Below are 22,765 nucleotides of genomic sequence, written 5' to 3'. Positions count from 1 at the left end.
GCGCATAACCAGACGGTAAATTGTCTGGTTATGCGCAAAATGGGATATTCGACACGCGAAGCGGCCAATATTCGTCTAAGGTTTTCAGGTGATTGATAACAGCGGCAACGCTGCTCAGCGAATACAGGAGATGAACCGATGATAAGACCTCGTACACTACGCCCTGCTCTTTTGCACCTGGCTTTGGGCGGCGCGTTACTCGGTGTGACAACATGGGGTTATGCGGAAGAACAACTCACCACCCAGACAAGCTCCCCCGATATTTTACTTGGTCCTCTCTTTAATGATGTGCAAAGTGCCAAACTGTTTCCCGATCAAAAGACCTTTGCTGACGCCGTGCCGAAAAGCGATCCGCTGATGATTCTGGCGGATTATCGGATGCAGCGCACCCAGTCTGGCTTCGATCTGAAGCACTTTGTGGAAATGAACTTTACGCTGCCAGCGGAGGGTGAAAAATACGTCCCGCCTGCCGGGCAAACTTTACGTGCACACATTGATGACCTCTGGCCCGTGCTGACCCGCACCACCGATAAAGCGAGTAATAAGTGGGATTCCCTTCTGCCGCTGCCTAAACCCTATGTCGTGCCTGGCGGACGTTTTCGCGAGGTCTACTACTGGGACAGTTATTTCACCATGTTAGGGCTGGCTGAGAGTGGCCACTGGGACAAAATCAGCGATATGGTGGACAACTTCGCTTACGAGCTGGACAGCTGGGGACATATCCCGAACGGCAACCGCAGCTACTACCTGAGCCGCTCCCAGCCTCCGTTCTTCGCGCTGATGGTCGAGTTGCTGGCGACCCATGACAGCGATGCGCTGAAGAAATACCGTCCGCAAATGGAGAAAGAGTACGCCTACTGGATGGAGGGGGCCGACAGGCTGCAGGCCGGACAAGCCAACAAACGTGTGGTGAAGCTGGACGATGGCTCAGTGCTCAACCGCTACTGGGATGACCGCGATACGCCGCGTCCTGAATCCTGGCTCGACGATATGACCACCGCTAAAAGCAATCCTAACCGACCTGCCACGGAGATCTACCGCGATTTACGCTCAGCGGCCGCCTCGGGGTGGGACTTTAGCTCCCGCTGGATGGACGATCCGCAAAAACTGGGCACGATCCGCACCACCAGCATTGTGCCTGTCGATCTTAACGCCCTGATGTTTAAGATGGAAAAATTGCTGGCCAGGGCAAGCCAGGCATCCGGCGATACCTCCGCTGCCAGCAAGTATGACGCGCTGGCGACCGCGCGTCAGAAAGCGATCGAGAGCCATCTGTGGAATGATAAAGAGGGCTGGTACGCGGATTACGATCTTAAGAGTAAAAAGGTGCGTAATCAGCTTACGGCAGCCGCACTTTATCCGCTCTATGTGAAGGCGGCTTCGCAGGATCGCGCTGATAAGGTCGCTGCAGCGGCATCGTCACGCCTGCTCAAACCGGGCGGCATTTCCACCACCACCATCAACAGCGGCCAGCAGTGGGATGCACCTAACGGCTGGGCACCGCTGCAATGGGTGGCGACGGAAGGGTTGCAGAATTACGGACAGGATAAGGTGGCAATGGATGTGACCTGGCGCTTCCTGAAAAATGTTCAGCATACCTATGACCGCGAACAGAAGCTGGTAGAGAAGTATGACGTTTCGAGTACCGGTACAGGGGGCGGTGGCGGTGAATATCCGCTGCAGGATGGCTTCGGCTGGAGCAACGGCGTGACGCTGAAAATGCTGGATCTGGTCTGTCCGAAAGAGAAACCGTGCGACAGCGTGCCGGAGAATCAGCCGGCGGCAAACGATGCTGTCGCACCGGCGAAAAGTACGGCGCAATAAAGCGGCCGCATTCCCTCACCCTCTCCCACCTGGAGAGGGTGAATGGGCCGTCTTACGGGGTTTAACAGGGCGTCAGAAGCTGTAGCTCGCGCCTAACTGATAGGTTCGGTCACGTCCAATCCAGCAGTTGGTCGCATCGTAACAGGTCAACGTCTCTTTATTGGTGATGTTCTGCGCGCTCGCTTTGAGAGTCAGCCCTTCAAGCGAAGGCAGAATTTCGCCCATCCGATAGGATGCCGCCAGATCGTACTGCGTGGTGCCACCGAGTTTACCCGCGTCGTTCGCCGGTGAAATCTCCATCGGCCCGGTGTAGCGCGCCCCGGCCCCCAGCATCAATCCTTTCAGTGGCGTATTCTCAAAGGTGTAATCCCCCCACAGGTTGAATGCATTTTCCGGCACCTGCGTAGGGCGTTTGCCCTGATACTTATCGTCCTGCGTATTGATGGCGTGGGTGTATGCGTAGTTGGCAATCAGGTTCAGATTGTCTGTCGGACGGCCAATCACAGACAACTCCGCCCCTTTAGACTCCACTTCGCCGGTCTGACGATAGTTCAGGAAGCCGGGATCGGAGGTGACGACATTCTTCTGGCGAATATTAAACACTGAGGCGGTAAAGGTGGTGGCGTACTCTGCCAGCAGATATTTCACCCCGCCCTCCACCTGCTTGCTGGTGGTCGGCTTGACTTCTTTCGCCGTCAGGGTTCCCTGCGGCGAGACCGGGGCAAACCCTTCTGAATAGCTGATAAACGGAGAGAGACCGTTGTCGAAGGCGTAGAGCGCGCCCAGTCGTTTGGTAACGCGATCCTGCGATACCCACGCCTTGTCGCCGTTATGCAGATAATCGGTGGTGACGGAGCGATAATCATCATAGCGCAGGCTGCCCAACAGATTTAAGCCGCCAAACTCCACCTGATCCTGCAGGTAATACCCATTCTGCTGATAGCTCAGACGGTTTTTCTGCGCGGTATACAGCCCCAGCGCATCCTCATGGACCTGTGAATAGTCCGGATTGCGCATATCAATCCCCGGTGTTGTCGAGGCATAGCGGTAGTGGAAGTGGGAATTCAGCTTCTGGTAATCAAACCCGGCCAGCAGATGGTGTTTCCACTCACCCAGCGCAACGGTTTTGGTCACCTGATTATCAATGTTGACGCTCCGGAGATCTTCATCCGTGGTGTAGGCAAAGCGGTTAAGCTGATTGACTTCACTGCCCGGCCCGGTTGCATAAATACTGCGCTGGTGGGTATCGATGTCAAAATAGCGCGCCTTCTGGTTAAAGCCCCAGCCGCTGTCAAATTCATGTTCAAAGCTGTAACCCAGCATCCACTGGCGCTGTTTAAACCCGCTCCATTCGTCGCCGGCATAATCCCGCTTGCCCGCATATTTCGAACGCAGCCAGGCGAGCGGCAGCGGGTTAGACGGCGTCAGGCTTGGGGAGTTTTGCGCCAGCGCATCAAGGGTGAGGCGCGTTTTGTTGTCCGGTTGCCAGGTGACAGACGGCGCAACCAGGTAGTTTTCATACCGGGAGGTGTGCGGCTGATCGGCACTCTCCGTCGCTTTCCCCAGCAGACGGTAGTTCCAGGCGCCATCGGCAATTTGCCCGGTCGAATCCAGATACCCCTCTTTCAGGTTACGGTTGCCGGTGTTAAAGCCCAGTTCGGTCCGGGCGGTTTGTTGCGGTTTTTTACTCTGAATATTCACCAGCCCACCCGGCGAGGCACCGCCGTACAGTACCGATGAGGGACCTTTGAGAATATCAACGCTTTCAACCAACAGCGGATCGATGCGGGCTTTGGTATTGCCGGTGACATTATAGGGTAACTGCAGGCCGTTGTAGAACTCCTGATCGACGGTAAATCCGCGAATTTTATATTCGCTCATGTAGGAGGTGTTTCCGCGCACCTCGGTCGACACACCCGGTGCATAGCGCAGGATCTCATTCACGGAGTTCGCGTGACGTTTATCGATTTCCTGTGCCGACAGGGTATTGATCACCTGCGGGGTTTTACTCTCGGCAACGGCTGATTTGGTTGCGCTGTTCGTCCAGCCGGGCAGCATGCTGCCCTGCTCTGAGCCCGTGACTACGATTGTTGATTCTTCGGCAAACGCCTGTACCTGCAATGCCAGCGTCACGGCTCCTGCCAACGCGCATAACGTGAAACGAGAGGGGTTCATAAAGTCGTCTTGTGATTAAGTGTAATCAGGAACGACAATTATTATCATTTCGATTAGCAAATCAATATGCACGTAAAAAAACGGCCCTCCTTGAGAGCCGTTTTAGTGAAGTTATGCCCGTCGCAGTAACCTGAAAATGCCCAGCACCACAATGGCACCCACGACAGCCACCAGGAAACTGTGCAGGTCAAAACCGCTGATGCTGCCACCAAAGCCAAACATCGTCGCCAGCCAGCCGCCTACAACCGCCCCCACGACACCGAGCACACACGTCAGTATGAAGCCGCCGCCATCATTTCCCGGCATGATAAGTTTAGCGATAGCGCCAGCAATTAGACCAAAGATAATCCAGGCGATAATACCCATAGCGATGCCCTCTTGCAGGTTTAATGCATGCGCAGAAAACCTTCTGCGCAGGTAACTTAAGTATAGGTCATCCCTGGAAAACTAATTTCATCTCACCGACTTATCTTCTCTGCAATCTGAAAAAAAACTCATCGGTTTGTATTAAGTTTCATTGTGCAGTGCCGATAACGCAAAGACAGTCTGTCATCTATCAAGGAGCCATCCGGCGTGAGTAATTACAGTGAGCAGTTCCTCAAGCAAAATCCGCTGGCTGTATTAGGGGTATTGCGTGACCTGCAAAAAGGTGAAGTGCCGCTGCGCATCAGCTGGTCAAACAATCAGTTCATCAGCAAGATCCTCGACGTCTCGCAGGAGCGACTGGTTATCGATCTGGGCAGTCAGGAGTATGAAAACCGCGCCGCACTGAAAGCAGAGAAACTCGCGGTGATGGCAGAGACCCACGGTGCAAAAGTGGAATTTGTGCTTCCGCGCCTTGAGATGAGCGAATACCAGGGTCTTCCCGCGTTTGTCACACCGCTGCCTGCCAACCTGTGGTTTGTGCAGCGCCGGGAATATTTCCGCATCAGCGCCCCCCTTCACCCTGCCTATTTTTGTAAGGCTAAAATGCCGGACAAAAAAGAGCTCCGTTTCCGCCTCTTCGACCTGTCGCTGGGCGGTATGGGCGCGCTGATGGATACGCCGAAACCTGACGGACTGGTCGAAGGCATGCGATTCTCGCAAATTGAACTGGATATGGCCGGCTGGGGACGGTTTTATTTTGATGCCCAGTTGATTGCCATCAGCGAGCGTAAGGTGGTGGACAGCAAAAACGAAACGATTACCACGCCACGTTTGAGTTTCCGCTTCCTGAACGTCGGACCCGGTTCAGAGCGCGAACTGCAGCGCATTATCTTTGCACTGGAGCGCGAAGCACGGGAACGTGCGAATAAAGTTCTGTGAGGAAAACGGGCAGCGTGACCGCCGCCCGCCTGCGGCATTACATGGCATCCATCGCTTTCTGTACTTTCCAGATGTAACGCGGAGCCTGTGGTGCCGGATGATTTTTCGCCACATGTTCAACGAATTCATCTTTGTCCATGCCGTTAATCTCTTCTATCGCCTCTTTACGGTCAGAGGAGAAGGTTCGCAACAGCGCCCCGGCCCCGTTGACGTAAGAGACCACCAGCGCGTATTGCATCACTTCCGGGTCGTCGATGCCCTTCAGTACGCCATGCTCCAGAATGCTGAGATAGGCTGTCCCCATGGAGATATTACGCTCCGGGTTCTTCAGCTCGCTGGTCGACGGCTGACCGCTCCAGCCCATGTAGCGGTAGACCTCTTTACCTGCGGTAGACGCTTTAAGCTGCATCAGCCCCACTGCGTTTGATTTGCTGACAAGCGTGGGATTACCGCCGGATTCAACGGCAATGATCGCGGTGATAAGACGCGGACTGACGCCCCACGCCTTCCCGGCTTGCTCGCTGATCGGCATCCACTGCATGGCCCGTTTCACCGGCACTTCCGGGTTCCAGGGCGGATTTTGATAGTCATGTCTGGAACTACAGCCCGCAAGCAACACAATCAAAAAAGCAAACCATCTCAATTTCACGTCATCTATCCTTATAGCCGGTCATCGCAGTGCGCCGCCCCTTGAAGCGGGCAGCGTATAAGCGGCATGATATAGACAATTAGTTTCTCATTCAGCAAGGAATTGCCATGTCTCAGTTTCATCTTATCGCACCGTCGGGCTACTGCATCAATCAGGACGCGGCACAACGGGGCGTTCAGCGCTTACTGGGCTTCGGCCACCAGGTAGAAAATCAGACGATTATCCCTCGCCGCCAGCAGCGTTTTGCCGGAACCGAGGCCCAGAGACTGAATGATATCAACAGCCTGGTGAACCTGAAGGGTGAGGATCGGATCGTGCTTGCGGTGCGGGGGGGCTATGGCGCGAGCCGGTTACTGGAGAGCATTGACTGGCAAGGTCTGGCACAGCGTCAACAGCAGGACCCGCTGCTGATATGCGGCCACAGCGATTTCACGGTCATCCAGCTTGGGCTGCTGGCGCTGCATAACGTCATTACCTTCAGCGGCCCGATGCTGGCCGGAAATTTTGGTGCACCGGCGCTCGATGCGTTTACCCTTGAGCATTTCTGGCGCGCCCTGCGAAACCCAACCTACAGCATAACGTGGCAAGGCCAGGGGCCGCACTGGGCCTGTGAAGGCCAACTCTGGGGTGGTAACCTGGCAATGCTGGTCTCGCTCATCGGTACGCCGTGGCTGCCGGACATCGAAGACGGCATTCTGGTGCTGGAAGATATTAACGAACATCCGTTCCGCGTCGAGCGCATGTTATTGCAGCTTTATCATGCCGGGATCCTTGAACGTCAGTCAGCAATCGTGCTGGGCAGTTTTAGCGGTGCGGCACCCAATGATTACGACGCCGGTTACTCCCTTGAAACGATGGTTGATTTCATCCGTTCCCGTCTCGATATCCCGGTTATCACCGGTCTGGATTTTGGCCATGAGCAACAAACCGTAACCCTTGCGCTGGGGGCACATGCGTCCCTGATACATGATGATTCAGGCAGTCGGTTAACAATAAGCGGTCATCCGGTCATAAAGGCATAAAAAAGCCGTTAAACCCCTTAATAAAACGCTGTTGCCGTGGTTAATATGTTAGGGTTTTAGTAACAGCGTTAACATTGAGGTGGGAGTAAGACAACATTGGATGCCGCAGCGATAATCAGCCTTTTCATTCTGGGTTCTGTGCTTGTAACCTGTAGTATATTATTAAGTTCATTTTCATCGCGTCTCGGCATACCTATTCTCGTTATTTTCCTTGCTATCGGCATGCTGGCTGGCATCGATGGCATCGGCGGTATTCCTTTCGATAACTACCCTTTCGCCTACATGGTGAGTAACCTCGCGCTGGCAGTGATCCTGCTGGACGGCGGGATGCGCACTCAGGCGAGCTCGTTCCGCGTCGCCCTAGGGCCGGCGCTGTCGCTCGCGACCGTAGGCGTATTAATCACATCCGGCCTGACCGGGATGATGGCCGCCTGGCTGTTCCATCTCAATATTATGGAAGGCTTGCTGATTGGCGCTATTGTCGGTTCAACCGATGCGGCGGCGGTCTTTTCCCTGCTTGGCGGTAAAGGGCTTAACGAACGTGTTGGCTCCACGCTTGAGATTGAATCCGGCAGTAACGATCCCATGGCGGTGTTTCTCACCATCACGCTGATTGAGATGATCCAGCAGCACGAAAGCGGGCTGAGCTGGATGTTTGCCTGGCATATCCTGCAGCAGTTTGGTCTGGGGATTATTCTTGGCCTCGGCGGCGGCTATCTGCTGCAGCAGATGATCAACCGGATTTCACTTCCCGCCGGGCTTTACCCTCTGCTGGCGCTGAGCGGGGGCATTCTGATTTTTGCCGTCACCACCGCGCTGGATGGCAGCGGTATTCTTGCCGTCTACCTCTGTGGCTTCCTGATGGGTAACCGCCCTATTCGCAACCGTCACGCCATTTTGCAGAACTTCGACGGACTGGCCTGGCTGGCGCAGATTGGCATGTTCCTGGTGCTTGGCCTGCTGGTTACCCCTTCAGACCTGCTGCCTATCGCCGTGCCGGCGCTGATGCTGTCGGCGTGGATGATCTTCTTCGCCCGTCCACTGTCGGTGTTTGCAGGCCTGCTGCCGTTTCGCGGCTTTAACCTGCGCGAGCGTATCTTTATCAGTTGGGTGGGTTTGCGCGGCGCGGTGCCGATTATCCTTGCCGTGTTCCCGATGATGGCGGGTCTGGATAACGCCCGACTGTTCTTCAACGTCGCATTCTTCGTTGTTTTGATTTCACTCCTCTTCCAGGGCACGTCACTCGGCTGGGCGGCGAAAAAGGCAAAAGTGGTGATCCCCCCCGTTGGCTGGCCCGTCTCCCGGGTGGGGCTGGATATTCATCCGGAAAATCCGTGGGAACAGTTTGTATATCAGCTTAGCGAAGACAAATGGTGCGTGGGCGCGTCGCTGCGCGATCTGCATATGCCCGCCGAAACGCGGATTGCCGCGTTGTTCCGCGACAATGTTCTGCTTCACCCTACCGGCAGCACCCGTCTGCGTGAAGGGGATATTTTGTGCGTGATTGGCCGCGAGCGCGACCTGCCCGCGCTGGGTAAATTGTTCAGCCAGTCGCCACCGGTGGCGCTGGATCAGCGTTTCTTCGGCGATTTTATTCTGGAAGCGAGCGCCAAATTTGCAGATGTTGCCTTGATTTACGGTCTGGATGAAGGGCTGGAGTATCGCGATAAGCAGCAAACGCTGGGGGAAATTATCCAGCAACTGCTTGGCGCAGCACCCGTTGTCGGTGACCAGGTCGAGTTTGCCGGGATGATCTGGACGGTGGCCGAGAAAGAAGATAACGCGGTACGCAAAGTTGGCGTAAGGCCGATGGAAGAAGAGTCAGAGTAGTTTAGGTTTCATGTCTTACTGGCCGGGGAAGGCGTTATCGCCCCCCGGCACATCGCATAGTTACACCGTCACAACCGGTACGCGCGGCGCCAGAGCGCACATCAGCTCATAGCCAACGGTCCCTGCCGCAGCGGCCACATCGTCAATTTTAATTTCATTTCCCCACAGCTCAACCGGTGAACCAATCCCCGCCTGCGGGCACGGCGTGAGGTCTACCGCCAGCATATCCATTGAGACCGTCCCCACGGTACCCGTGCGAACGCCATCCACCCATACCGGCGTGCCGGTCGGAGCGATACGCGGGTAGCCGTCGGCATAGCCTCCCGCCACAATGCCAATTCGCTGTTCGCCTGTCGCCCGGTAACGGCTGCCGTAGCCCACCGTGGAACCGGCCTTCAGCGTTTGTACGCCGATGATTTCGCTGCGCAGGGTCATCACCGGTTTCAGGCCGCTGTTGGCAATATCCTGCCACTGCCCTGACGGTGACGCGCCGTACAGAATGATCCCCGGGCGTACCCAGCTGTAGTGCGCCTCCGGGTGCCACAGCGTGGCCGCCGAGTTAGAGAGCGAGCGCGAACACGCCAGACCTTCAGCCGCCTGCTCAATCCGCACCATCGCCTCGGCGATGCCATCGGGTTTTTCCGCGTCGGCAAAGTGCGCCATCAGCGTCATTTCGCCCACATTCCTGATGCCGCGCAGCTGTTGCCATACCGTATGTACCCGCTCAGGCTGGAAGCCCAGGCGGTTCATGCCGCTGTTCACCTTGAGATAAATGTCGAGCGGGGCATGCAGTCTGGCGTCCTGCAGGGCTTTAACCTGCCAGTTGCTGTGAATGCTGGTGGTCAGCCGGTACTTATCCAGCAACGGCAGATCGTCGGCATGGAAGAACCCTTCCAGCAATAAGATAGGGCCTTTCCAGCCGCGCTCGCGCAGCAAAATGGCCTCTTCCAGATTCAGTAACGCAAAACCGTCGGTCGCGCTGAGCGCGCTCCAGATGCGGTCAATACCGTGGCCGTAGGCGTTCGCTTTCACCACCGACCAGACGCGTGAACCTGGCGCAGCACGGCGAACAATCTGCAGGTTATCCTTCAGGGCCTGCAAGTCCAGCTGAGCCAGAACAGGACGGGACATGACAACTCCTTAGTTATGCGCGCCGTGCAGGTGCTGTGGACGCGAGGGGGTGAACCCAGATTGATAGCGCGCGGCACTTAAATCGTCAAACGGAATTGCCGGGGTGCGCCCGGAAATCAAGTCGCTCAACAGCTGACCTGAGCCACAGGCCATTGTCCAGCCGAGGGTGCCGTGTCCGGTATTCGTCCACAGGTTTTTGAACGGAGTGCGGCCCACAATCGGCGTGCCGTCTGGCGTCATTGGACGCAGACCGGTCCAGAACGTGGCCTGCTCGACAAAACCGCCGCGTGGGAAGAGATCGCCCACGACCATCTCCAGCGTTTCACGACGCGGCTGCAGCAGCTCGGTGTTGAAGCCGACAATCTCCGCCATGCCGCCTACGCGGATACGGTTGTCGAAACGGGTAATGGCGATTTTATAGGTTTCATCCAGAATGGTGGAGACGGGTGCACCGCTGTCCTCTTTCACCGGGATGGTCAGGGAGTAACCCTTCAGCGGATAGACCGGAATGTCCAGAATGCCCTTCAGCATGGCGGTGGAGTAAGAGCCAAAGGCCATGACGTAGGCATCTGCTTTGATCACCTCTTCGCCGCACTTCACGCCGTAAATATTACCGCCTTCCGACAGCAATTTATCGACGGGCGTGTTAAAGCGGAATGTTACCCCTGCCTGCTCGCACATCTGCGCCAGACGCTGGGTAAAGAGCTGACAGTCGCCGGTTTCATCGTTGGGTAAACGCAGGCCGCCCGTCAGTTTGTGGGACACCTCCGCCAGCGCCGGTTCAACCTGTCCCAGCTGACTGGCCTCGAGGAGTTGATACGGAACACCGGCATCTTCCAGCACGGCGATATCGCGGGTGGCGTTTTCGTACTGTTGCGCCGTGCGGAACAGCTGCAGCGTACCGCCCTGACGGCCTTCGTACTCAATGCCGGTGGTGGCGCGCAAGGTTTTCAGGCAGTCACGGCTGTATTCCGCCAGACGCACCATACGCCCTTTGTTTTCCATGTAATGGCGGGTGTCGCAGTTGCGCAGCATCTGCCACATCCACTTAAGCTGGAACTGCGTGCCGTCGAGGCTAATGGCCAGCGGCGCATGGCGCTGGAACATCCATTTAATCGCCTTCAGTGGCACGCCGGGAGCCGCCCACGGTGCCGCATAGCCCGGAGAGATTTGCCCGGCATTCGCCGCGCTGGTTTCCAGCGCAGGACCTGGCTCACGATCGATAACGGTTACGTCATGCCCCGCCTGACTTAAATACCAGGCGCTGGTTACGCCAACCACACCACTTCCCAGTATGACAACACGCATAGCCACTCCATAATGTGCAAAAGAACAATCTTCTAATTACAGATTGATAACCTAGTTGAAAATATTATTCAACATACGACTTTTTTATGGTGACTTATCTCACATCTTCCCCTACTGGCGGGGAAAGGACTTATTTGGGATCTCCTGCTGCGCGTTATTTTTAACCAGCATAAAACTCTGCGTGAACCGCTTTTTTTACCGTATTGAAAACGGGAAATCGTAAAGAAAAAATTTCTGCTCCAGCACGCTTTTTAACACGTTGATCTATGCTTGAAAGGAGGCTCTCCAGACAGAGAGAGCACCCACAACGAGGGCGCGCTAATGGCTACTATTGATTCCCTGAACAAGGACAACACACGTCTCAGCGATGGACCCGACTGGACCTTTGAGTTGCTGGATGTCTACCTCGCTGAAATCGACCGGGTAGCAAAACTCTATCGCCTGGATACCTATCCTCACCAGATTGAAGTCATAACCTCCGAACAGATGATGGATGCCTATTCCAGCGTCGGGATGCCGATCAATTATCCGCACTGGTCGTTTGGTAAAAAATTTATTGAAACGGAACGGCTGTATAAACACGGCCAGCAGGGGCTGGCGTATGAAATCGTCATCAACTCCAACCCGTGTATCGCTTACCTGATGGAAGAGAACACCATTACCATGCAGGCGCTGGTGATGGCGCATGCCTGCTACGGGCACAACTCTTTCTTCAAGAATAACTATCTTTTCCGCAGCTGGACGGACGCCAGCTCGATCGTCGATTACCTGATCTTCGCCCGTAAATACATTACCGACTGCGAAGAGCGCTACGGCGTCGATGAAGTGGAGAAACTGCTCGACTCCTGCCATGCGCTGATGAACTACGGCGTAGACCGCTACAAACGACCGCAGAAAATTTCCCTGCAGGAGGAGAAAGCCCGGCAGAAAAGCCGCGAGGAGTATCTGCAAAGCCAGGTGAATATGCTGTGGCGCACCTTGCCTAAGCGTGAAGAAGAGAAAGCTGTCGCTGAGGCGCGCCGCTACCCGTCTGAGCCACAGGAAAACCTGCTCTACTTTATGGAGAAGAACGCGCCGCTGCTGGAGTCATGGCAGCGTGAGATCCTGCGCATTGTGCGTAAGGTCAGCCAGTACTTCTATCCGCAAAAACAGACGCAGGTGATGAACGAAGGCTGGGCGACATTCTGGCATTACACCATCCTCAACCATCTGTATGACGAGGGGAAAGTCACCGAACGGTTTATGATGGAATTCCTCCACAGCCATACCAACGTGGTGTTCCAGCCACCTTACAACAGCCCGTGGTACAGCGGCATTAACCCGTATGCCCTCGGCTTTGCGATGTTCCAGGACATCAAACGTATCTGTCAGTCGCCAACGGAAGAGGACAAATACTGGTTCCCTGATATTGCCGGTTCGGACTGGCTGGAAACGCTGCATTTTGCGATGCGCGATTTCAAGGATGAGAGCTTTATTAGCCAGTTTATGTCGCCGAAGATCATGCGCGATTTCCGCTTCTTCACCGTGCTGGATGATGACCGTAACAATTTCCTGGAAATTTCAGCGATTCATAACGAAGAGGGATACCGGGAGATCCGCTCTCGCCTCTCTTCCCAGTACAACCTGAGTAATCTTGAACCCAATATTCAGGTATGGAACGTGGATCTCCGCGGTGACCGCTCTCTGACGCTGCGCTACATCCCGCACAACCGTGCCCCGCTGGATAAAGGGCGCAAAGAGGTGCTGAAGCATGTGCACCGCCTGTGGGGCTTTGACGTGCTGCTGGAGCAGCAGAATGAAGACGGTAGCGTGGAGCTGCTGGAGCGCTGCCCGACGCGGATGAATACGCTGTAGTGCCTGCCTGAACCGAAACGCCCGCGTCAGGGCGAAAAAAAACCTCTCAGCTGAGAGGTTTTTTCTTTTAGCGGGTCTGGATGGCCAGGTCACCCGGCAGCGTTTTTTGCATCCGGTGCCAGATTTCACCGGAGTCGCGGCCGTAGCGGCGCACGGTTTCATACACCTGATCGTGCTGACCGGTGGAACAGAGCTCGCTCAACTTGTGGTAAAAGCCCAGCGCCAGACTGCGGGCTTCCGGATTGGCAAAGTAGTGACGACCGATACGGGTATAGAGCCCTTTCATGCCGTTAAGGATGAGGCCGTAAATCGGGTTACCGGAGGCAAACGCCAGGCCGCGGAAGATGTTGTAATCAAGGGTGGCAAACGCATCCGCATGGTCTTCCACCTGGTTGGCACTGGCCAGAACCTGGAGCGCATCTTCCGGGTGCTGACGGAAAGCCGTACGAATAAAGATGGTAGCGATATTGGTACGCACGGAGAGCAGATTATCAATCAGCTGCGGCACGCTTTCATGATCGAGGCGCGCCAGCGTTTCAAGAATATTCAGCCCGGAGGTTTCCCAGAAATTGTTTACTTTTGTTGGCTTGCCATGCTGAATCGTCAACCACCCATCACGCGCCAGTCGCTGGAGCACTTCCCGAAGCGTGGTGCGAGTGACGCCAATCAGTTCAGAGAGTTCGCGTTCAGCCGGAAGAATGGACCCTGCAGGGAAACGATTATTCCAGATGCTTTCAATGATGTACTCTTCCGCGAAACCCGCCGGGCTCTGCGCCTTAATGACCATAGTGAGATTTCCATTACACAGCTTTAGCAAATTGCACTCATCATACCAGAGGCTCGCAGAGGCAGATAGCGCAGCAGTGAGAGAAAAGAGGGATCGCCGTTTCATTTTTATGAAATTTACATTGCAGCCGAATCCCCCTCCAGACCGTGATTTTTGCGTATACTGATGTTTTGTTTTACTTCACGGGGAAGAACGTCTGTCGTGGAAATTTCTTTTGGGCGCGCGTTATGGCGCAATTTTTTAGGCCAGTCTCCCGACTGGTACAAGCTGATACTTCTGGTGTTCCTGGTTGTTAATCCTCTCATCTTTATTGTGCACCCGTTTATTGCCGGGTGGCTGCTGGTCGCGGAGATTATCTTCACCCTGGCCATGGCGCTGAAGTGCTATCCCCTGCTGCCTGGCGGTTTGCTGGCCATTGAAGCGGTTGTCATTGGCATGACCAGCGCCGAGCATGTAAAAGCAGAACTGGCCTCAAACCTTGAAGTGCTTCTGCTGCTGATGTTTATGGTGGCCGGCATCTACTTTATGAAACAGCTGCTGCTGTTTATTTTTACCCGCCTGCTGCTGAGCATCCCTTCAAAAACGCTTTTGTCGCTGGCTTTCTGCGTGGCTGCGGCATTTCTTTCAGCCTTCCTGGATGCGCTGACGGTGGTCGCCGTGGTGATAAGCGTCGCGGTCGGGTTTTATGGTATTTATCATCGGGTGGCCTCTTCACGTCCCGGCGATGACCTGCTTGATGACAGCCAGGTCGATAATGACCACCGCGAGGTACTGGAACAGTTCCGCGCCTTCCTGCGCAGCCTGATGATGCATGCCGGCGTCGGGACCGCCCTGGGCGGCGTGATGACGATGGTGGGTGAACCGCAAAACCTGATTATTGCTAAAGCTGCGGGCTGGCATTTTGGTGATTTCTTCCTGCGAATGGCACCGGTGAGCATACCGGTTCTGGTGTGCGGTCTGGCGACCTGTGTGGTAGTGGAGAAATTCAGCCTCTTTGGCTATGGCGCGCATATTCCGGCGCCCGTACGTCAGGAGCTGCAGAAATTCGACCAGCAAAGCCGTAGCCAGCGGACGCGTCAGGAGACGCTGCGTCTTATTGCACAGGGCGTCATTGGCGTCTGGCTTATCGCCGCGCTGGCGTTTCATCTTGCCGAAGTCGGTTTAATTGGCCTGTCGGTGATTATTCTCGCCACCAGTTTTACCGGCGTGACGGATGAGCATGCGATTGGCAAAGCCTTTACGGAAGCCCTGCCCTTTACCGCCCTGCTGGCCGTCTTTTTTGCGGTCGTCGCGGTGATCATCGACCAGAAGCTTTTCGCGCCGATCATTACCTTTGTCTTGCAGGCGGCACCGGATGCTCAGCTTTCGCTGTTTTATCTGTTTAACGGGCTACTGTCGTCTATCTCGGATAACGTGTTTGTTGGCACGGTCTATATCAACGAGGCCAAAACGGCCATGGAGCAAGGCGTCATCAGCGCCGGACAGTTCGAACTGCTGGCGGTGGCAATTAACACCGGGACCAACCTGCCGTCGGTGGCGACACCCAACGGTCAGGCAGCGTTCCTGTTCCTGCTGACCTCTGCGCTGGCTCCACTCATACGTCTTTCTTATGGGCGAATGGTTTGGATGGCGCTTCCCTATACGCTGGTGCTCACGCTTGTAGGATTGCTTTGCGTCAAAATTACCCTTATTCCCTGTACGCAATGGTTGATACAAGCGGGTATACTTGCCGCGCAGTAAACCTGATATATCGGGCAGCTTGCTGCCCGTTTACCTTTTCGCACGATAAACATCCAATTACGTTTTATTTCGTCAGGTACAGGTGGCGCGAAAAACGAATTCGTTTACACTGCGCTTTCTAAGCATGTTCCAGGGAAATGATTATGTTGAGATTTTTAAACCAGTGCTCTCGCGGTCGCGGAGCGTGGTTGTTAATGGCCCTGACCGCCTTTGCGCTGGAAATGGTCGCGCTGTGGTTCCAGCATGTGATGGGACTTCAGCCTTGCGTACTCTGTATTTACGAACGCTGTGCATTGTTCGGCATTATGGGTGCGGGTCTGGTGGGTGCGATTGCCCCTAAATCGCCGTTACGCTATGCCGCAATTGCCATCTGGCTGTACAGCGCCTGGAAAGGTATTGAGCTCTCCTGGCAGCACACCATGATGCAACTGCATCCGTCACCTTTTATGACCTGTGATTTCGCCGCCCGCTTCCCGAGCTGGCTGCCGCTTGATAAATGGCTGCCGCAGGTGTTTGTTGCTTCCGGTGACTGCTCTGTGCGCCAGTGGGAATTCCTGAGCCTTGAGATGCCGCAGTGGCTGGTGGGGATTTTTGTGGCCTACTTCATTGTGGCGCTGCTGGTGCTCATCGCACAGCCGTTCAAACCCAAGAAACGCGACCTATTTGGCAGGTAAAAAAAAACCCGCCTCGGCGGGTTTTTTCTTATCCACGGTTGGGATGATTCATGATGTGATCTTCCCAGTCCTGTACCTCTGACTCTTTCACCGCAATATGACGCACAGAGATGCGTTCACCGTGCATCGCCGCTTTGGAGCCCGTCAGCAGCGGGTGCCATTTTGGCAGGTCTTTGCCTTCCGCCAGCAGACGATAGGCGCAGGTATGCGGCAGCCATTCGAAGGTGGGCAGGTTCTCACGGGTTAGCTTGATGCAATCCGGCTCGTACTCGAAGCGACGCTCATAGTTGCGACACTGGCAGGTTTTGATGTTCAGCTGCTTGCAGGCAACGTTGGTGAAATAGATTTCGTCCGAATCTTCATCCATCAGTTTATGCAGGCAGCACTGCCCGCAACCGTCACACAACGATTCCCACTCCACGTCTGTCATTTGGTCGAGAGTTTTGCTTTGCCAGAAAGGAATGTTGTTCATCAGGATGTCCACACGTCAAAAGAGAGCGCACCTTATAACGAGTCTGGCACGTTGTTGCAAGTTTTGCCGCCCTCTTCAGGCGGCAAGATGCTTTTACAGCACGCGAGTTTTCAGTGACAGGCCGTTAAAACTGACGTCCAGTTCGTCACCGGCCTGCAGCGGGCCGACACCTTCTGGCGTACCGGTGAGGATCACATCGCCCGGTTTCAGGGTAAAGAAGCGGCTCATGTAGGCAATCAGCGGCACAATTTTATGGATCATATCTGCCGTGGTGCCCTGCTGGCGGATCTCGCCGTTAACCTTCAGGCTAAGCACGGTGTTCTGCGGATCGTCGGTAAATTCACTTACCGGAATAAAACCGGAGATCGGGCAAGCGTTATCAAACCCTTTAGCCTTTTCCCACGGCTGCCCCGCTTTCTTCATTTTGCCCTGAACATCACGCAGGGTCAGGTCGAGCGCGACACCGTATCCGGCAATCGCCTTTTGCACATGCTCTTCGGAGGCCTGACGCAGCGTCGCGCCAATCAGCACGGCCAGCTCCACTTCATGATGCACCGACCCCAACCCCTGCGGCAGCGCCAGCGGCTGGCGAATATCGCACAGCGCGGTTTCTGGTTTGATGAACAGAACCGGCTCGTCTGGCGTCGCGCTGCCCATCTCCTGAATATGTTTGGCATAGTTACTGCCTACGCAGACCACTTTGCTGACGGGATAATCCAGTAATGCACCTTGCCAGTTATGATGTTGATACATGTACGACCCCTAAACGGTTGATGTGTTAACCCCGAAAACAGCCGGGACTATTTTTTCCCGTTCACCTCAAGATGCTGTTTTAATAAATTCTCGGGTGGTGGCGGGAGCTGTAAATAATAGCCTTGCTCCGCTAATGCGGTTTTCACTTTTTCCAGATCGGCGTTGACCAGTTTCTTACGGCCATCCAGCGGCAGCAGCATCGCCAGCTGAGGTCGGCCAAAGTTCTTCATTAATTCTTCAGGTACGCGCGAAAAATCGTCTTTCTTTTCGACATAAAGATAGGTCTGGTCACGACTTGTACTTCTGTAGATCACACAAAACATGTTTTTACTCTGAATTAATGGGTGGTTGCTTGCCTCAATATACTCCTGACTATAACATGCCTGATACTCTTCGGAATATCGCAACGGCGGTGTTGCGGTTAATAGCAAATTGAGTAAGGCCAGGATGTCAAACACGCCAATCGAGCTTAAAGGCAGTAGCTTCACCTTATCAGTGGTACATTTGCATGATGCAAAACCCGAGGTTATTCGTCAGGCGTTAGAAGACAAAATTGCGCAGGCTCCCGCTTTTCTGAAACATGCCCCCGTCGTCGTGAATGTCAGTGGTCTGGATGCACCGGTTAACTGGAAACTTCTCCAGCAAGCCGTGGCCGCGACCGGGTTGCGTATCGTCGGTATCAGCGGCTGCAAAGATGCTGAGCTAAAAGCAGAAATTGACCGGGCGGGTCTGCCCATTCTGACCGAAGGCAAAGAAAAAGCCGCGCGTCCTGCCCCTGCGGCAGTCCAAACGCCCCCTCCTCCGGTGCAAAACGTTACACCTGTCACAAAAACGCGATTGATTGATGTGCCGGTTCGTTCCGGTCAGCGCATTTATGCACCAAACTGTGATCTGATTGTTACAAGCCACGTCAGCGCTGGCGCAGAGCTGATTGCAGATGGCAATATTCACGTATACGGTATGATGCGTGGGCGTGCGCTCGCGGGTGCAAGTGGTGACAGGGATGCGCAAATATTTTGTACTCATCTGACGGCGGAACTGGTGTCCATCGCAGGTGAATATTGGCTGAGCGACAAGATCCCAGCCGAATTTTATGGCAAAGCGGCTCGTCTGCGACTGGCAGACGACGCGTTGACCGTTCAACCGTTGAATTGATCCCTTTTTAACAAGGAATTTCTATGGCACGCATTATTGTTGTTACTTCGGGTAAAGGAGGCGTTGGCAAGACCACCTCCAGCGCGGCCATCGCTACTGGTTTGGCCCAGAAGGGAAAGAAAACCGTCGTTATCGATTTCGATATCGGTCTGCGTAACCTCGACCTGATCATGGGATGTGAACGTCGCGTGGTATATGACTTCGTGAACGTCATTCAGGGTGACGCCACACTGAACCAGGCGCTGATTAAAGACAAGCGCACCGAAAACCTCTACATCCTTCCGGCTTCTCAGACGCGTGATAAAGACGCCCTGACCCGCGAAGGCGTGGAAAAGGTGCTCGACGAGCTGAAAAAAATGGAGTTTGACTTCGTTGTCTGTGACTCCCCTGCCGGCATCGAAACGGGCGCCCTGATGGCACTCTACTTCGCTGATGAAGCCATCATCACCACCAACCCTGAAGTCTCATCCGTGCGTGACTCGGACCGTATTCTGGGGATCCTCGCCTCCAAATCGCGTCGTGCGGAAAATGGCGAAGAACCCATTAAAGAGCACCTGCTGCTGACCCGCTATAACCCGGGTCGCGTGAACAAAGGTGACATGCTTAGCATGGAAGACGTGCTGGAGATCCTGCGCATCAAACTGGTCGGCGTGATCCCGGAAGATCAATCCGTATTGCGCGCCTCTAACCAGGGCGAGCCAGTGATCCTGGATACAATGGCAGATGCAGGTAAAGCGTACGCGGATACCGTTGACCGTCTGCTGGGAGAAGAACGTCCTTTCCGCTTCATTGAAGAAGAGAAGAAAGGTTTCCTCAAACGCCTGTTCGGAGGATAAGTTATGGCATTACTGGACTTTTTTCTCTCGCGGAAAAAGAACACCGCCAACATCGCAAAAGAACGACTGCAAATCATCGTTGCGGAGCGTCGTCGTAGTGACGCCGAGCCACACTACCTGCCGCAGTTGCGTAAGGACATCCTGGAAGTGATCTGTAAGTATGTGCAGATTGACCCGGAGATGGTCACGGTGCAGCTGGAGCAAAAAGACGGGGATATTTCGATTCTGGAGCTGAACGTTACGCTCCCGGAAGCCGAAGAGTCACGTCCGTAGTTCGGGATTGTGTATCCCCGGTAAGCGTATGCCGCCGGGGAAATGTGCCGGGCATGTCAGCATGACCCGGCATTTTCATTATCGCGGATAACCTTCCAGCACCGTATTCAGGCGATCGGCCATCAATTCCCCGCGCCAGCCCGCCATCATTTCCGGCAAACCATTCTGAGGTTTCAGCTTCCAGTGCCAGTTCAGCAGCTGGTTAATCTGACGGCGTGACGCCAGCAGTTCCGCGCCCAGTTTGCTTTGCGTCGCGACGTCCTGCACCAGCGCTTTGATATCCTTGAACGCCTTGCGATAGCCCGGCATATCCATCAGATTCAGCAGTGGCTCCGGCAGTGCTTCGTCCGGCATTTCCTGCGCTTTTGCCACCAGCGCAAGCAGGGTTTTACCGTGGAAACGGATCTCGCTGCCGGAAAGCCCGATGCTGTCCAGTTCGCCCATGCTGCCCGGCATATACCGCGCGACCGCCCAGAGGTGTTCTTCGCGTACCACAAAGTTAACGGCCAGATCGCGCTCGCGTGCTTTACGCAAACGCCAGTCCGCTAACAACTGCAGACACGCCAGCTGACGCGTACGCAGCTGCCAGGCGTTACTGATATCGCGCCAGGCCTCTTTCGGATCCACCACTTCCTGACGACGCTGCTGCGTCATTCGGCACTCATCCAGCGCGGCGGGCAACCAGCCTGACGCTTCCGCCTCTTTCATCAGCTGGCCGGCAATCGGCAGGAGGTAAAACACGTCTGCCGCCGCGTATTCCAGTTGACGCTCGGTTAATGGGCGTGCCAGCCAGTCGGTGCGGGATTCGCTTTTATCCAGCGTCAGGCCAGTATACTCCTCAACCATGGCGGCAAAGCCCCATGAGAGCGGTCGATTACTGAAGGCCGCGAGGATCTGTGTATCAATCAACGGTTGTGGCATGACGCCAAAAGTATTCAGAAAGACTTCCAGATCTTCACTGCCTGCGTGCAGATATTTCGTTACCGCAGTATCGAGCAGCAGGTCACGCATCGGCGTCCAGTCGGTAATGCCGAGCGGGTCGATCAGCGACACGTGTTTACCGTCGTACATCTGAATCAACCCCAGCTGCGGATAGTAGGTCCGGGTGCGGACAAACTCGGTATCCAGGGCAATGGCAGGAAAGTCGCGCGTCACTTCGCACAGCGAAGCCAGCTCGTCGTTGGTCGTGATTATCTGGTAATTCAAAACGGATTCTCTTTTGTTTGCGCCCATAAAAAACGCCGGCTTAACCGGCGTCTGGGCGATTAGCGTGAAGCTCAGGCCTTATTGTCTACTTTGCCACGGGCTTCGTCACGTAATTCTCGTCGTAATATCTTTCCGACATTCGATTTCGGCAGTTCCTCGCGAAACTCAACCAGCTTCGGCACCTTGTAGCCGGTCAGCTGACGACGACAGAAGGTGATCAGCGCCTCCTCCGTAAGAGAAGGATCTTTTTTGACCACAAAAATCTTCACCGCCTCGCCGCTGCTCCCGGAAGGGACGCCTACGGCAGCCACTTCGAGCACGCCGCTGTGCTGCATCACCACATCTTCGATTTCATTCGGGTAGACGTTGAAACCGGAAACCAGAATCATGTCTTTCTTACGATCGACGATACGCAGGAAGCCCTCTTCATCCATCACGGCGATATCACCTGTGTGCAGCCAACCGTCTTTGATAATTTCATCGGTCGCGTCAGGACGTTGCCAGTAGCCCAGCATCACCTGCGGCCCTTTGACACAGAGTTCGCCCGGTTCACCTGGCGCCACGTCGTTATCGTCATCATCAACCAGTTTGGCTTCCGTCGACGGAACCGGCAGGCCAATGCTTCCGCTGTGATAGTCGATATCGTGCGGGTTCACACTGACCAGCGGGGCGCACTCCGTCAGGCCATAGCCTTCCAGTAAATACTGACCCGTCAGTTTCATCCAGCGTTCGGCAACGGCCTGTTGAACCGGCATACCGCCACCCGCAGAGAGGTGCAGTGTGGAGAAATCGAGCTTCTGGAACTCTTTGTTGTTGAGCAGCGCGTTAAACAGCGTATTCACCCCGGTCATGGCGGTGAACGGATATTTCGCCAGCTCTTTCACCAGCCCCGGAATATCGCGCGGGTTCGTGATCAATACGTTTTGACCGCCCAGCTCAATAAACAGCAGACAGTTCATGGTCAGCGCGAAGATGTGATAAAGCGGAAGCGCGGTGATCACCAGCTCTTTTCCGTGGTGCAGCAACGGTCCGTAGGTGGCATTCACCTGCTCAAGGTTTGCCAGCATGTTACGGTGGGTCAGCATGGCGCCTTTAGCCACACCCGTTGTGCCGCCGGTGTACTGCAGAAACGCGAGGTCTTCTGATACCACTTCCGGTTTAACGTATTGCATGCGGTAGCCCGCCTGCAGCGCACTGCGGAAGGAGATCGCGTCCGGCAGGTGGTATTTCGGCACCAGACGTTTGATGTATTTGACGACAAAGTTAACCAGTGTGCCTTTGGCGGTTGAGAGTTGATCCCCCATACGCGTCAGGATGACGTGTTTGACCTGGGTTTTGTCGACTACTTTTTCCAGCGTGTGGGCAAAGTTAGAGACAATCACAATGGCGGCGGCACCGCTGTCGTTGAGCTGATGCTCCAGCTCCCGCGGCGTATACAGCGGGTTAACGTTGACAACAATCATCCCGGCACGCAGGACACCGAACAGCGCCACCGGGTATTGCAGCAGGTTCGGCATCATCAGCGCGACGCGGTCCCCTTTTTGCAGCCCCAGCCCTTCCTGCAGATAGGCGGCGAACGCCCGACTACGCTCCTCAAGTTTACGGAACGTCATGACCTCGCCCATATTCACAAAAGCAGGCTGGTCTGCGTAACGCCTCACCGAGTGTTCAAACAATTCAACCAGGGATTGATAACGGTCAGGATTGATCTCGGCAGGAACATCTGCGGGATAACGGTTAAGCCAAACCTTCTTCAATGCATCACCTCTGA

21 protein-coding genes are annotated in these 22,765 nt (G+C 55.0%); 10 read left to right on the top strand and 11 right to left on the bottom strand.

From position 1 onward, the window contains the following. Nucleotides 1–138 precede the first annotated feature (138 nt). On the top strand, nt 139–1,824 hold the full coding sequence (locus AM410_RS17130; protein WP_108648163.1) for an alpha,alpha-trehalase: 1,686 nt from the start codon (nt 139–141) through the stop codon (nt 1,822–1,824). Nucleotides 1,825–1,896: 72 nt separating this feature from the next. On the opposite strand, the gene AM410_RS17125 is transcribed toward AM410_RS17130, so the two are convergent. Beyond that, nucleotides 1,897–3,999 carry a TonB-dependent siderophore receptor gene (locus AM410_RS17125; protein ID WP_108648162.1) on the bottom strand — a complete coding sequence of 701 codons (2,103 nt, stop codon included), beginning with the start codon at nt 3,997–3,999 and terminating at the stop codon, nt 1,897–1,899. 111 nt (nt 4,000–4,110) lie between these two features. Further along, the gene (locus tag AM410_RS17120) at nt 4,111–4,365 is read right to left on the bottom strand and encodes a GlsB/YeaQ/YmgE family stress response membrane protein (protein ID WP_010432765.1); all 255 of its coding nucleotides are present in this window, start codon (nt 4,363–4,365) and stop codon (nt 4,111–4,113) included. A 207-nt stretch (nt 4,366–4,572) separates the two neighbouring features. On the opposite strand from AM410_RS17120, the gene ycgR reads away from it, so the two are divergent. After that, nucleotides 4,573–5,304 (top strand): flagellar brake protein YcgR, encoded by a 732-nt coding sequence (ycgR, locus tag AM410_RS17115; RefSeq protein WP_020883443.1) that lies wholly within the window; start codon nt 4,573–4,575, stop codon nt 5,302–5,304. Nucleotides 5,305–5,341: 37 nt separating this feature from the next. On the opposite strand, the gene emtA is transcribed toward ycgR, so the two are convergent. Continuing rightward, complete coding sequence (gene emtA, locus AM410_RS17110; protein ID WP_014170571.1) at nt 5,342–5,953, bottom strand: membrane-bound lytic murein transglycosylase EmtA; 612 nt, start codon at nt 5,951–5,953, stop codon at nt 5,342–5,344. Nucleotides 5,954–6,060: 107 nt separating this feature from the next. On the opposite strand from emtA, the gene ldcA reads away from it, so the two are divergent. Further along, complete coding sequence (ldcA, locus tag AM410_RS17105) at nt 6,061–6,975, top strand: muramoyltetrapeptide carboxypeptidase (protein ID WP_014170572.1); 915 nt, start codon at nt 6,061–6,063, stop codon at nt 6,973–6,975. A 96-nt stretch (nt 6,976–7,071) separates the two neighbouring features. After that, nucleotides 7,072–8,805, top strand: coding sequence for a potassium/proton antiporter (locus AM410_RS17100; RefSeq protein WP_014170573.1), 1,734 nt, complete (start codon nt 7,072–7,074; stop codon nt 8,803–8,805). Nucleotides 8,806–8,865: 60 nt separating this feature from the next. Here the strand turns inward: AM410_RS17100 and dadX are convergent, their stop codons facing one another. Next, nucleotides 8,866–9,936 carry a catabolic alanine racemase DadX gene (gene dadX / locus AM410_RS17095; RefSeq protein WP_040017760.1) on the bottom strand — a complete coding sequence of 357 codons (1,071 nt, stop codon included), beginning with the start codon at nt 9,934–9,936 and terminating at the stop codon, nt 8,866–8,868. Nucleotides 9,937–9,945: 9 nt separating this feature from the next. After that, nucleotides 9,946–11,244, bottom strand: a complete 1,299-nt coding sequence (locus AM410_RS17090; protein ID WP_020883441.1) for a D-amino acid dehydrogenase — start codon at nt 11,242–11,244, stop codon at nt 9,946–9,948. A gap of 321 nt (nt 11,245–11,565) precedes the next feature. Between AM410_RS17090 and AM410_RS17085 the strand changes: the two genes are divergently transcribed. Continuing rightward, complete coding sequence (locus tag AM410_RS17085) at nt 11,566–13,098, top strand: SpoVR family protein (RefSeq protein WP_020883440.1); 1,533 nt, start codon at nt 11,566–11,568, stop codon at nt 13,096–13,098. A gap of 67 nt (nt 13,099–13,165) precedes the next feature. On the opposite strand, the gene fadR is transcribed toward AM410_RS17085, so the two are convergent. Next, nucleotides 13,166–13,885 carry a fatty acid metabolism transcriptional regulator FadR gene (gene fadR / locus AM410_RS17080; protein WP_025203875.1) on the bottom strand — a complete coding sequence of 240 codons (720 nt, stop codon included), beginning with the start codon at nt 13,883–13,885 and terminating at the stop codon, nt 13,166–13,168. Nucleotides 13,886–14,086: 201 nt separating this feature from the next. Between fadR and nhaB the strand changes: the two genes are divergently transcribed. After that, nucleotides 14,087–15,625, top strand: coding sequence for a Na(+)/H(+) antiporter NhaB (nhaB, locus tag AM410_RS17075; protein ID WP_108648161.1), 1,539 nt, complete (start codon nt 14,087–14,089; stop codon nt 15,623–15,625). Between the two features lie 143 nt (nt 15,626–15,768). After that, nucleotides 15,769–16,299: a disulfide bond formation protein DsbB gene (gene dsbB / locus AM410_RS17070; RefSeq protein ID WP_020883437.1), complete on the top strand. Its 531-nt coding sequence runs from the start codon at nt 15,769–15,771 to the stop codon at nt 16,297–16,299. 28 nt (nt 16,300–16,327) lie between these two features. Here dsbB and AM410_RS17065 read toward each other — a convergent pair whose 3' ends face one another. The 3 genes from AM410_RS17065 to AM410_RS17055 form a co-directional block, all read right to left on the bottom strand. After that, nucleotides 16,328–16,771: a YcgN family cysteine cluster protein gene (locus AM410_RS17065; RefSeq protein ID WP_020883436.1), complete on the bottom strand. Its 444-nt coding sequence runs from the start codon at nt 16,769–16,771 to the stop codon at nt 16,328–16,330. A gap of 93 nt (nt 16,772–16,864) precedes the next feature. After that, complete coding sequence (locus tag AM410_RS17060; RefSeq protein ID WP_108648160.1) at nt 16,865–17,524, bottom strand: fumarylacetoacetate hydrolase family protein; 660 nt, start codon at nt 17,522–17,524, stop codon at nt 16,865–16,867. A gap of 47 nt (nt 17,525–17,571) precedes the next feature. After that, complete coding sequence (locus AM410_RS17055; protein ID WP_020883434.1) at nt 17,572–17,847, bottom strand: YcgL domain-containing protein; 276 nt, start codon at nt 17,845–17,847, stop codon at nt 17,572–17,574. A 124-nt stretch (nt 17,848–17,971) separates the two neighbouring features. Between AM410_RS17055 and minC the strand changes: the two genes are divergently transcribed. Genes minC through minE form a run of 3 tightly spaced genes read left to right on the top strand, consistent with a single transcriptional unit; the run spans nt 17,972 to nt 19,788 of the window. Continuing rightward, nucleotides 17,972–18,679, top strand: a complete 708-nt coding sequence (gene minC, locus AM410_RS17050; RefSeq protein WP_020883433.1) for a septum site-determining protein MinC — start codon at nt 17,972–17,974, stop codon at nt 18,677–18,679. 23 nt (nt 18,680–18,702) lie between these two features. Then, nucleotides 18,703–19,515 (top strand): septum site-determining protein MinD, encoded by an 813-nt coding sequence (minD, locus tag AM410_RS17045; protein WP_014170584.1) that lies wholly within the window; start codon nt 18,703–18,705, stop codon nt 19,513–19,515. Nucleotides 19,516–19,518: 3 nt separating this feature from the next. After that, entirely contained in the window at nt 19,519–19,788 is a 270-nt protein-coding gene (gene minE, locus AM410_RS17040) for a cell division topological specificity factor MinE (RefSeq protein ID WP_008500504.1), read from the top strand. A 78-nt stretch (nt 19,789–19,866) separates the two neighbouring features. On the opposite strand, the gene rnd is transcribed toward minE, so the two are convergent. Next, nucleotides 19,867–20,982 carry a ribonuclease D gene (gene rnd / locus AM410_RS17035; RefSeq protein ID WP_123266851.1) on the bottom strand — a complete coding sequence of 372 codons (1,116 nt, stop codon included), beginning with the start codon at nt 20,980–20,982 and terminating at the stop codon, nt 19,867–19,869. 83 nt (nt 20,983–21,065) lie between these two features. After that, entirely contained in the window at nt 21,066–22,751 is a 1,686-nt protein-coding gene (gene fadD / locus AM410_RS17030; protein WP_025203871.1) for a long-chain-fatty-acid--CoA ligase FadD, read from the bottom strand. Between the last annotated feature and the right edge of the window lie 14 nt (nt 22,752–22,765).

It is taken from the genome of Enterobacter cloacae complex sp. FDA-CDC-AR_0164, from assembly GCF_003071645.1.
Taxonomy (GTDB): domain Bacteria; phylum Pseudomonadota; class Gammaproteobacteria; order Enterobacterales; family Enterobacteriaceae; genus Enterobacter; species Enterobacter ludwigii.
The sequence above is the reverse complement of the archived record's forward strand: the minus strand, read 5'-3'. Positions and strand labels throughout refer to the sequence as shown.